At 64.3% G+C, this 11,376-nt stretch carries 9 protein-coding genes; 6 read left to right on the top strand and 3 right to left on the bottom strand.

The features are described from left to right. Window positions 1-37 precede the first annotated feature (37 nt). Window positions 38-3,139 carry a TonB-dependent receptor domain-containing protein gene (locus QOL79_RS14130; RefSeq protein WP_283420022.1) on the top strand — a complete coding sequence of 1,034 codons (3,102 nt, stop codon included), beginning with the start codon at window positions 38-40 and terminating at the stop codon, window positions 3,137-3,139. 121 nt (window positions 3,140-3,260) lie between these two features. Next, window positions 3,261-5,054 carry a tetratricopeptide repeat-containing sulfotransferase family protein gene (locus QOL79_RS14125; protein WP_283420021.1) on the top strand — a complete coding sequence of 598 codons (1,794 nt, stop codon included), beginning with the start codon at window positions 3,261-3,263 and terminating at the stop codon, window positions 5,052-5,054. A 36-nt stretch (window positions 5,055-5,090) separates the two neighbouring features. Here the strand turns inward: QOL79_RS14125 and ahcY are convergent, their stop codons facing one another. Beyond that, window positions 5,091-6,506 (bottom strand): adenosylhomocysteinase, encoded by a 1,416-nt coding sequence (gene ahcY, locus QOL79_RS14120; RefSeq protein ID WP_058455056.1) that lies wholly within the window; start codon window positions 6,504-6,506, stop codon window positions 5,091-5,093. A 418-nt stretch (window positions 6,507-6,924) separates the two neighbouring features. Between ahcY and QOL79_RS14115 the strand changes: the two genes are divergently transcribed. After that, window positions 6,925-7,320, top strand: a complete 396-nt coding sequence (locus QOL79_RS14115; protein ID WP_058455055.1) for a hypothetical protein — start codon at window positions 6,925-6,927, stop codon at window positions 7,318-7,320. Between the two features lie 3 nt (window positions 7,321-7,323). Here QOL79_RS14115 and QOL79_RS14110 read toward each other — a convergent pair whose 3' ends face one another. Further along, entirely contained in the window at window positions 7,324-7,908 is a 585-nt protein-coding gene (locus QOL79_RS14110; protein WP_443028262.1) for a YqgE/AlgH family protein, read from the bottom strand. A 116-nt stretch (window positions 7,909-8,024) separates the two neighbouring features. Here QOL79_RS14110 and QOL79_RS14105 point away from each other — a divergent pair, with 116 nt between their 5' ends. The 3 genes from QOL79_RS14105 (at window position 8,025) to QOL79_RS14095 (ending at window position 10,858) form a co-directional block, all read left to right on the top strand. Next, window positions 8,025-8,507 carry a peroxiredoxin gene (locus QOL79_RS14105; RefSeq protein ID WP_058455054.1) on the top strand — a complete coding sequence of 161 codons (483 nt, stop codon included), beginning with the start codon at window positions 8,025-8,027 and terminating at the stop codon, window positions 8,505-8,507. A gap of 73 nt (window positions 8,508-8,580) precedes the next feature. After that, entirely contained in the window at window positions 8,581-10,068 is a 1,488-nt protein-coding gene (locus tag QOL79_RS14100) for an AMP nucleosidase (protein ID WP_058455053.1), read from the top strand. A gap of 28 nt (window positions 10,069-10,096) precedes the next feature. Further along, a complete protein-coding gene (locus tag QOL79_RS14095) occupies window positions 10,097-10,858 on the top strand; it encodes an SDR family NAD(P)-dependent oxidoreductase (protein ID WP_283420020.1) in 762 nt (253 codons plus the stop codon). Between the two features lie 261 nt (window positions 10,859-11,119). Here the strand turns inward: QOL79_RS14095 and QOL79_RS14090 are convergent. After that, on the bottom strand, window positions 11,120-11,376 hold a 257-nt coding region (locus QOL79_RS14090), incomplete at its 5' end, for a hypothetical protein (RefSeq protein WP_283420019.1).

Genomic DNA, 11,376 nt, shown 5'->3' with positions numbered 1-11,376 from the left:
AAAGCGGCCTCGACCGACCAAGGCAGGGAAAATTCACATGAAGAACATTCAAGGGCTTTCACCGCGCGTATCACGGAAAATCGGCTTGATGGGCGTTTCGGTAATCGCGATGACCCTCGCGGCCCCGGCTTTTGCGCAGGACGATGCCCAAACCGATCAGGCGGATGCAACCGCCGAAAGCGCCGATGGCGGCGAGGCGATCATCGTCACGGGTTCGCGCATCCGCAGACCCAACCTGGAATCGCAAGTTCCCGTCGTCAGCGTCGGCGGTGAAGAATTTTTCCAGCAGGGACGGACCTCGATCGGCGACGTGCTGAACGACCTGCCCTCGCTGCGCAGCACGATCGGCCAGTCGAACTCGACGCGCTTCCTCGGCACCTCGGGCCTCAACATTCTCGACCTTCGCGGCCTTGGCACCCAGCGCACGCTGGTGCTGCAGAACGGCCGGCGCCATGTCGGCTCCGACATTCTCAGCAACGCGGTCTCGGTCGACACCAACCAGATTCCGACCGACCTGATCGAGCGGGTCGATATCGTCACGGGCGGCAGCTCGGCCATCTATGGGTCTGACGCGATCGCGGGCGTCGTCAACTTCGTCCTGAAGCGCGATTTTGAAGGTCTCCAGCTCCGCGGCCAGTCGGGCATCAGCGAGCATGGCGATGCCGGCCAATTCTATGTCAGCGGCGTCTGGGGCACCAATTTCTCCGAAGGGCGTGGCAACGTCGCGGTCAACGTCGAATATGCCAAGCAGAATGACTGGTACGCATCGCAGCGCAAGTCATACCGTACGCAGAACACCTTCATCCAGGTCCAGGCCGATGCGCCCGGCCTGCCCAACGGCAGCGACGGCATCCCCGATTCGGTATTCCTGCGCGACGTCCGCAGCGGCATCTATTCGAACGGCGGCACCTTCCTCGGCTGCTGCGATGCCAGCGGCAACTATCTGCAACCCTATCTGTTCCGCCCGGACGGCACGCTCACGCCGCAGACCGGCGAGTTCGTCGGCGTTCAGTTCTTCCCGACGGTACTCGGCGGCGATGGCGACAATTTTCGGGACGGAACGCAGACCGGCTTCTCGCCCGAGCTCGATCGCGTCAGCGTCAACCTGATCGGCCATTTCACCGTCAGCGACGCGTTCGAACCGTTCATCGAGGCCAAATATGTGCGGACGAACTCGCTCGGCAACGCGAGCGGTCCCTTCTTTTTCTCGGGGGGCACCACCGGTTCGCCGCGCGAAGTCTTCTTCACCGACAACCCCTATCTGAACCCGCAAGCGCGGCAGTTTCTGCTCGACTATTACGGGTCGGCAACCGACGTACCCTTCTTCTTCCAGCGCAACGTCGTCGAACTCGGCAATCGCGAGGAAAAGGCGAAACGCGAAACCTATCGCATCGTCGCCGGCGTCCGCGGGACGTTCAACGATGACTGGAACTACGAAGTTTCCGCCAACTATGGCGAGTTCAAGGAAAACACCCGCATTCTCGGCAACCTCAATGTCCAGCGCTTCCTGCTGGCGATCGATGCCGTCGATCAGGGGCTTTTCCAGAACGGCGTTGCCAACGGCAATATCGTTTGCCGCGCACAGGTCGATCCCAGCGCGGCGGTCGCTTACGAGGCGGCGCGCCTGCCCGACTATGCACAGGCGCAGCTGGCGAACGACGTGACCGCCTGTACGCCGGTCAACCTGTTCGGCGAGGGGAATATCTCGCAGGCCGCCAAGGATTATCTGGTCCAGGATACGATCGCGCGCGGCAAGATCACCCAGCTCGTGTTCAGCGGCTTCCTCAGCGGCGATTCGAGCCAGTGGTTCGAGCTGCCCGGCGGCCCCGTCGGCTTCGCGATCGGCGCCGAGTATCGCCGCGAAACGAACGACTATACGCAGGATCCGCTCGTCGATGCGGGCCTGACCTTCTACAACGCGATTCCGACGTTCAACCCGCCGGCCTTCGAGGTGAAGGAAATCTATGGCGAGCTTCGCGTTCCGATCCTCGCGAACATGCCCTTCTTCCACGAGCTGACGCTGACCGGCGCAGGCCGCATCGCCGACTACAAGGGCCGGACGGGCACCGTCTACACCTATAATGGCGGCGTCGAATGGTCGCCGATCGAGGATATCCGGTTCCGCGCGCAATATGCGCGGTCGGTGCGCGCACCGAACCTGACCGAACTCTTCACCCCCGCGGGACAGAATTTCGCGCCGGGCTTTTTGGATCCGTGCGACGTCGCCAATATCGGCGACGGGCCGAACCGCGCCGCCAACTGCGCTGCGGCCGGCGTTCCGGTCGGCGCATCGATCCCCTATCTGCAATCCCTGCCCTATCTGTCGGGCGGCAATCCGGATCTGGATGCCGAAAAGTCCGATTCCTGGACGATCGGCGGCGTGCTCCAGCCGCGTTTCCTGCCGGGCTTCTCGGCATCGGTCGACTATTACAACATCACGGTGAACAACGTCATTGTCCCGCTCGACGCGCAAACGATCGTCGATGCCTGCTATGATGCCGAAACGCCGGTCAACTCGTTCTGCGGCCTGTTTACCCGCAACGGTGCCGGCGCCGGCCCGAACCAGGAAGCGCCGTACCAGATCATCTCCAACAGCCTGCTGTCGGGGCCTGTCAACTTCGCGAAGCTGAAGGTACGCGGGATCGACGTGGAAGCCGCATACCGGAAGAACTTCGGCGAATTCGCGCTGAACACGCGCATTCAGTATACGCATGTGCTCCAGAACGACAATTTCCTCGATCCGCTGCGCCCCGATTTCGCCGACCGCGTCCGGTACGAACTGGGCGACCCGGCCGATGCCTTCAACTGGAATGTCGAACTGAAGCACGGCAAGGTGACGCTCGGCTACCAGATGCGGTACATCGGCAAGATGACTCCCGGGAATGTCGAGAACATCCAGTCGGTTCAGGGCCGCGATCCGGAGAATGAGGACGCGTTCGACATCCGCTACTATCCGGACGTCTTCTATCACGATCTTCGCCTGCAGGTCGACGTGAACGACAAGTTCAATGCCTATATCGGCGTCGACAACATCGCCGACCGCCTGCCGCCCTACGGCCTGACCGGTATCGGCGGCGGCAGCGGCATCTACAATAATATCGGCCGCTTCTTCTACGCAGGTGCCGTCGCCAAGTTCTGACGAACACGCCGGGGGCGAACAAGGGACCGGGAGCGATGCTCCCGGTCCTTTTTTTCTGGCGCAGAACCCGGTCGGGCGGCAAGAAGGCCGTGATGCTCACAGCCCGCAGACCCCGTTGAGGATGGCAACCGACAGCACCGGAACGCTCGAACAGGCGCTTGCCAACGGCCGCGGCCTGCTGGCCCGCGATCCGCGCGGCGCGCTCGAACAGGCGCACGCGATCCTGTCCGTCGATGGCCGCAACTATGATGCGCTGCGGCTCCGCGCCTCGGCGCTCAGGCGCCTCGGCGACGCGCAAGGGGCCGAGCGGACCGAGCGGCAAGCGCTCGAGAATTTCGCGCGTAGCCCACTTCTGGCAGCTGCCGCCGATGCGCTGGCGCGTGGCGACCTCAAACGGGCCGAGCATCTGCTCCGTCCGCACCTCGCAGCCAATCCCGACGAGCCCGGCGCACTGATCATGCTCGCCGAACTCGACAACATGATCGGTGCCTATGCCGACGCCGTGTCCCTGTTCCGCCGCGCGCAAGCGGTCATGCCTTCCTTCGCCGAACCGCGGCTCGGCATCGCGACCGTGAAGTTCCGCCAAGGGCGGCCCGACGAGGCGATCGCAGAGCTTCGCGCGATCCTCGATATCGATCCCCGCAACGAGAGTGCGACGCGCCAGCTCGCGAACACGCTCGGCCATCTCGCGCGCTATGACGAGGCACTCGCGGTCTATGAAAGCTTCCTCGCCGGAGCCGGAGAAAGCGACGCAGTACGTGTCGGCTACGGCCATATGCTCAAGACCGTCGGCCGCACCGACGACGCCATCGCCGCCTATCGCAGCGTCCTGGGGCGACACCCCGCGCATGGCGAGGCCTGGTGGAGTCTCGCCAATCTGAAGACCTCCGTCTTTGGCGCGGAAGACATTCGTCGGATGGAAACCACGCTCGGCAGCACACGCTCTCCCGACGAGCGGGTCCATCTCCATTTCGCTCTCGGCAAGGCGTTGGAAGACATCGGCGAGTACCACAGGTCCTTCTCCCACTACGCAGCGGGGAATGCGCTCGCTCGCGCGGGCCGGCCTCATGACGCGGCGAGCTTCGGCGGCGAGGTCGCGCGGGCGATCGCCACGCTGACACCGTCCCTGCTCCGGGCGCGCGAAGGCCAAGGCCACGACAGCAACGCCCCGATCTTCATTCTCGGGATGCCGCGTGCCGGTTCGACCTTGATCGAACAGATATTGGCCAGCCATTCGGCTGTCGAGGGAACCGCCGAGCTTCCCTATATCTCCGAAATGGCGCGCGACCTCGTCGTCGAGATGCGCCGACCCTATCCCGAACTACTCGCCGATCTCGACGCATCGCGGCTCGGCGAACTGGGCCGGCGCTATCTCGACCGTGCCCGATTTCACCGCAGCACCGACCGCGCCCATTTCATCGACAAGATGCCGAACAACTGGTTTGATATCGGGCTGATCCTGTTGGCGCTACCGAAGGCGAGGATCATCGATGCGCGGCGTCATCCGCTCGATTGCGGCTTTTCGAACTTCAAGCAGCATTTCGCGCAGGGCCAGGCCTTCTCTTATGACCTTGCCGACATGGGACATTATTATCGCGACTATGTGCGGTTGATGGCACATGTCGACGCGGTGCTGCCCGGGCGGGTCCACCGCGTGATCCATGAGGATCTGCTCGCCGATCCGGAAGGCGAAACGCGCCGGCTGCTCGCGGCACTCGACCTGCCGTTCGAGGACAATTGCCTGCGCTTTCACGAAAATAATCGCGCGGTGCGAACCGCGAGTTCGGAGCAAGTGCGCCGCCCGATCAATCGCGACGGGGTCGAGCGCTGGCGCGCCTATGAAGCGTGGCTCGGCCCGCTCAAGGAAGCCTTGGGGCCGGCGCTGGGAAGCTATCCGGACGCGCCGGAAGGCTGAAGCGGGGCGCCGCGTCGCTGCGGCGCCCCTGCGCCTTCAGTAACGATAATGGTCGGGCTTGAACGGGCCTTCGACCGGCACGCCGATATAGTCGGCCTGCTTCTGCGTCAGCTTCGACAGATGCACGCCGAGCTTTTCGAGGTGCAGCGCCGCGACCTTTTCGTCGAGATGCTTTGGCAGGACATAGACGTCGTTCTTGTACTGCTCGCTGCGGGTCCAGAGCTCGATCTGCGCGAGCGTCTGGTTGGTGAAGCTCGCCGACATCACGAAGCTCGGGTGCCCCGTCGCATTGCCGAGGTTCACGAGGCGGCCCTTCGACAGGATGATGATCTGCTTGCCGTCGGGGAATTCGACCAGGTCGACCTGCGGCTTCACTTCGGTCCACTTGTAGTTGGCGAGCGCCGCGATCTGGATCTCGCTGTCGAAGTGGCCGATGTTGCAGACGATCGCCATATTCTTCATCGCCGCCATATGCTCGGCGGTGATCACGTCGGCGTTGCCCGTCGCGGTGACGAAGATGTCCGAACGCTTCACGGCTTCGTCCATCGACACGACCTCGAAACCTTCCATCGCCGCCTGCAACGCGCAGATCGGATCGATTTCGGTGACGAGCACGCGCGCGCCGCCGTTGCGGAGCGACTGGGCACTGCCCTTGCCGACGTCGCCGAAGCCGGCAACCGTGGCGACCTTGCCCGCCAGCATCACGTCGGTGCCGCGGCGGATCGCGTCGACGAGCGACTCTTTACAGCCATAGAGGTTGTCGAACTTCGACTTGGTGACGCTGTCGTTGACGTTGATCGCGGGGAAGGGCAGCTCGCCCTTCTTGGCGATGTGGTACAGACGGTGGACGCCGGTCGTCGTTTCTTCCGACACACCCTTGATCGCCTTGACCGTCTTGGTGAGGTAGCCGGGGTTGGCGGCAACGAACGCCTTCAGCGCGCGCTGCATCTCGATCTCTTCCTCATTCTCGGGCGCCGGCATCGTCTCGCCGGCTTCGAGCTTCGCGCCCCACAGCGCGAACATCGTGGCGTCGCCGCCGTCGTCGAGGATCAGGTTCGCGGTCGTGCCGTCTTCGACGCCCCAGTCGAAGATGCGGCCGACATAGTCCCAGTAATCGGCGAGGCTCTCGCCCTTCACCGCGAATACCGGCACGCCCGACGCGGCGATCGCGGCGGCGGCATGGTCCTGCGTCGAGAAGATGTTGCACGTCGCCCAGCGGACTTCGGCGCCGAGCGCGGTCAGCGTTTCGATCAGCACCGCGGTCTGGATCGTCATGTGCAGCGAACCGGTGATGCGCGCGCCCTTGAGGGGCTGCGCCGCGCCATATTCGGCGCGCAGCGCCATCAGGCCGGGCATTTCGGTTTCGGCAATGTTGATTTCCTTGCGCCCGAAGTCGGCAAGGCTGATGTCGGCAACGACATAGTCGCGGGTGTCGGCGGCGAGAGTGGCCACGGGGTTTTCTCCAGTCTGGCGAGTACGACCGCAGGCGAGCGGTCACGAAATTTTCGTGCGCGCCCTAGCCGAAAGCGAGCCCTCGATCAAATATAAACTTTTCTTTATATCCGCAAGATCGGCGGAGCGGGAGCGAACTTGCGCGCTGCGGTACCCGCGCGCGTTGCGCACGACTCGGCGCCCCGAAATGCGAGACGGTCGAAAATAAATTTTTCGCGCGCAGAAATGTGACAGCCGGGGGACCCACCGTGTGACAGCGGGCCCCGGACGCCAAGATACTGAAAATCTTGACTTACAATGCGCCTTAGCGTTTAGCTTAATTCCTCTTTGTGACAGCACTGTTACATAGAGCCCGAAATATTGACTTTTCCCGGCGCGAGCGAGAAAATCGGCTAAAGTTTTCGGGGAGATACAGACAATGAAAAAATTTCTGCTGCCGCTCGTCGCGCTCGCTTTCGCGACCCCTGCCGCGGCACAATCGATCGTCGTTACCGGTTCGGACGAAGAGGGTCTCGCTCCGCTTTCGGTCGCTTATGAAGAGCTGAAGGCCGGCCAGAATGCGCTCGCGGTCGACAAGCTGACGCACAGCGACATCGACCCGCAGGATCCCTCGCGGCTGATCAATCTCGGCACCGCCTATGCTCGGCTCGGCAAGACCGCCGATGCGCAGACCGCCTACAAGGCCGCGATCACCAGCGATATCCGCTACGACGTCGAGCTTGCGAATGGCACCTATATGGATTCGCGCTGGGCGGCGCGCACCGCGCTGTCGCACCTGAATCAGGGCAAGCCGCTCCTCGCCCTCGCACGCTGAGGATCACGCTTCGCCGCCTTCGGTGGTGAGCAGGCGGGCGTCCACTCCCGCTTCGGCAAACGCCGCCTGCCAGCGCTTGGTGGGCGGCGTTTCGAATATCAGCGCGTCGCTGCCCGGGGTCACATGCCAGCCGTGGCGCACCATCTCGCCCTCGAGCTGTCCCGGCGACCAGCCCGCATAGCCCAAGGCGACCATCCATTGTTTCGGCCCGCGCCCCTGGCCGATCGCACGCAATATGTCGTGCGAGCTCGACACCATCCAGCGGCCCGCGACCTGCACCGCCCCCTCGCCGCCCCAGTCGCGGCTGTGGATCACGAACCCGCGCGATGTTTCGACCGGCCCGCCGAGATAGACGGGCTGATCGAGCGGATCGTCATGGTCGATTTCAAGCTGGTCGAGTACCGCGCCGACGGTCATCCCGTCGATCGGGTCGGCGATACCGATCCCCATCGCGCCTTCCGCATCATGGCTGATCATCGCAATCACCGCATGTTCGAAGCGGGGGTCGCCGATCCCGGGCAGCGCGAGCAGCAACTGGCCGGTGAAGAAGGTCGGGGCATTCTCCATGGCGATATCATGCCCCGCCATCGCGGCGGGGTCCAGCGCCTTTCCATGAATTGTCCGAACCGGACGCGCTTGACTCCGGGCGACGCCAAGCCAATGTCGCGTCCGACACGATCCCCTCCAACGAAAGGATGCCCCCGATGACAATCCAGACAGGCGACAAGCTGCCCGACGCGACCTTCGTCAAGGTCACAGAGAACGGTCCCGAACAGGTGACGACCGCCGACTATTTCAAGGGCCGCAAGGTCGCGCTCTTCTCGGTCCCCGGCGCCTTTACCCCGACCTGCTCGGCGAAGCATCTGCCGGGCTTCGTCGACAAGGCTGACGAACTGAAGGCCAAGGGCGTCGACGAAATCGTCTGCACCGCGGTCAACGACGCCTTCGTCATGGGCGCCTGGGGCAAGAGCGCGGGCGCCGGCGAGGCCGTCACGATGCTCGCCGACGGCAATGGCGCCTTCGCCGATGCGGTTGGTCTCACGATGGATGGCACCGCCTTCGGCATGGGCAAGCGCGGCCAGCGCTTCTCGATGATCGTCAATGACGGCGTCGTCGAACAGCTCAACGTCGAAGCGCCCGGCGAATTCAAGGTGTCGAGCGCCGACCATATGCTCGAACAGCTGTAAGGAATTTCGGGGCGGCGCAGCAATCTGGGCCGCCCTCTTCCCTTTCGTCACATTTTCGTGCAACAGCGACGCGATGACATCAGACGCATCGAACAATCAGAACATCGCCGACCCTACCGCTCTCGTCGAGGGCATTATTGCCGAACTTCAGGACAAGTTCCGCACGTCGGTTTCCAATCTCAAATCCGCCATCGCCGCCTATGTGCACGATCGCACGCTACCCCCGGCCGACGCCGCCGCGACGGGTCTGTTCGACTATCCGGCGATCCGCCTGACCACCACGGGCGAGCAGCGCGAGGGGCAGAAGGGTCATAATCTGTCCTTCGGTCGCTTCGAGCGCGCCGGCACCTTCGAAACCACGGTGACGCGCCCCGATCTTTTCGCCGACTATCTCCGCGACCAGCTGACCCTGCTCGCGCGCCACTACGACATCACGTTGGAGGTGACGCGCACCGGGCAACAGATTCCCTTCCCCTATGTGCTCGACGCCAGCGACGGGTCGGACATGGGCGGGGTCACCCCGCTCGAACTCGCGCGCCACTTCCCGACCACCGAGCTCGCCGACATCGGCGACGAGCTCGCCGACGGCCTGTTCGGCGCCGACCCCGCCGCGTCGCAACCGCTCGCGCTGTTCGACGCGCTGCGTACCGATTTCAGCCTCGCGCGCCTCCGCCACTACACCGGCACCGCGCCCGAGCATTTCCAGCGCTACATCCTCTTCACCAACTATCACCGCTATGTCGACGAATTCGTCGCCTGGGCGGGCGCGCAGGTCGGCCAGGGCCGCTACACCGCGCTCGCCGGCGCTGCGGGACTCTACGTCGACCAGCCGGGCGTCAACGCGAGCGCGCTCGTCGCCGACAGCGCGTGGCGGCGGCACCAGATGCCCGCCTATCACCTCATCGCGCCCGATGGCGGCGGCATCACGCTCGTCAATATCGGCGTCGGCCCGTCGAACGCCAAGACGATCTGCGACCACCTCGCGGTGCTGCGCCCCGAAGCGTGGCTGATGATCGGCCACTGCGGCGGCCTCCGTCCCAGCCAGCGCATCGGCGACTATGTGCTCGCGCACGCCTATCTTCGCGACGACCATATCCTCGACGCGGTGCTGCCGGTCGCCATCCCGATCCCGCCGATCGCCGAAGTGCAGGTTGCGCTGGCCAGCGCCGCCGAGGCGGTCTCGGGCGCCACGGGCGCGGACCTCAAGAAGCGCATGCGCACCGGCACCGTCGTGACGACCGACGACCGCAACTGGGAGCTGCGCTACACCGACAGCGCGCTCCGCTTCTCGCAATCGCGGGCGATCGGCATCGACATGGAAAGCGCAACGATCGCCGCACAGGGCTACCGCTTCCGCGTCCCCTACGGCACCTTGCTCTGCGTCAGCGACAAGCCGCTCCACGGCGAACTCAAGCTGCCCGGACAGGCGAACCGTTTCTACGAGGAAGCGATCGCCGCGCACCTCCAGATCGGCATCCGCGCGTGCGAGACGATGCGCGACGAGGGCGCCAAGCTCCACAGCCGCAAACTGCGCGCGTTCAACGAGCCGCCGTTCAGATGAACGGCGGGGGCAACGAGCCGCCGTTCCGTTGACGCTGTCGCGGTCCATCGCGGGGCGCGTCGCCATCGTTACCGGCGCGGCGAGCGGCATGGGCCGCGCCACCGCGCTGCTGCTCGCCAGCGAAGGCGCCAAGGTCGCGGTCACCGACCTCGACCTCGCCGCCTGTGAAGCCGTCGCTGTCGAGGCCGGGCCGAACGCCAAAGCCTTCGCGCTCGACGTCGCCGACGGCGAGGCGATCAAGGCGACCGTCGCCGCCATCGCCGCGCATTTCGGCGGCATCGACATCCTCATCAACAACGCCGGCGTCTCCAGCTTCGCCCCGCTCGACGCGGAGGATGACTATGAGGCGATCTGGCACCGCGCGCTCGCGGTGATGCTGACCGCGCACCAGCGCATGGTCCGCGCCGCGCTGCCCTTCCTGCGCAAAAGCGACGCCGCGCGTATCGTCAACATCGCCTCGACCGAGGGACTCGGCGCGACGCCCGGCGACACGCCCTATGTCGCCGCCAAGACCGGCGTCACCGGGCTGACACGGGGCCTCGCGGTCGATCTCGGCAAGGAGGGTATCACGGTCAACTGCATCTGCCCCGGCCCGATCCGCACCGGCATGACCGACAAGGTGCCCGAGGAGGACAAGGCGCTCTTCGCACGGCGCCGCACCGCACTCCGCCGCTACGGCGAACCCGAAGAGGTCGCGCATATGACGCTCAGCCTCGTGCTCCCCGCGGCGAGCTATATCACCGGCGCGGTGATCCCGGTCGACGGCGGACTGATGGCGCGGAACGCATAGTCCGCATTGGGGTGGACAAGCCTCACGCCTTCTCTGGTCATCGTAGTCCGGATTTCCAAAGTTCAGGAAAGTTCAGCCTTGTGCGTCGCCCGTTCTGGACCGGGAGGACTGCCGAACGCATCTCACATGCCTTGCCCCGGCCGAAAGCTCGACCGCTTTTTATCTGCCAGATGAAAGAGCCCGATAAAGGCTGACACGGGCGGATAATGTAGGAAAGGCCCTATTTGACTGCGGCGCCTGCTTTGGGGTGGGAAGCGGACGTCAGCTTATGAGATACAGCACAATTGAAACGGGTATGCCTATCAGGATCGAAATGCTGACAATCGCGACGACCCAAGCTGCCGCGCGGCCATGGCGGTCGTCCACACGCTCAATAGCCGTTCGCGCAAGATCTACGATCAAGATTTCCATATCGACATCATACCGGGACCAAACATGCCCGCAATCGGTCGTTTCCTGCCATCGCGTCCAGATAGGCGGCGGACGACGCAAATGGGGTGGGAAGCTGTCGCCCCAAG

The sequence above is a fragment of the Sphingopyxis sp. Geo48 genome, assembly GCF_949769155.1.
GTDB lineage: Bacteria > Pseudomonadota > Alphaproteobacteria > Sphingomonadales > Sphingomonadaceae > Sphingopyxis.
This window is presented reverse-complemented; position numbering and strand designations above follow the sequence as displayed.

Bases quoted from the DNA above. Each gene is read 5' to 3' on its own strand.
- QOL79_RS14130 (WP_283420022.1), top strand. From the start codon at position 38: ATGAAGAACATTCAAGGGCTTTCACCGCGCGTATCACGGAAAATCGGC.
- QOL79_RS14125 (WP_283420021.1), top strand. From the start codon at position 3,261: ATGGCAACCGACAGCACCGGAACGCTCGAACAGGCGCTTGCCAACGGC.
- QOL79_RS14115 (WP_058455055.1), top strand. From the start codon at position 6,925: ATGAAAAAATTTCTGCTGCCGCTCGTCGCGCTCGCTTTCGCGACCCCT.
- QOL79_RS14110 (WP_443028262.1), bottom strand. From the start codon at position 7,908: ATGGCGGGGCATGATATCGCCATGGAGAATGCCCCGACCTTCTTCACC.
- QOL79_RS14105 (WP_058455054.1), top strand. From the start codon at position 8,025: ATGACAATCCAGACAGGCGACAAGCTGCCCGACGCGACCTTCGTCAAG.
- QOL79_RS14100 (WP_058455053.1), top strand. From the start codon at position 8,581: ATGACATCAGACGCATCGAACAATCAGAACATCGCCGACCCTACCGCT.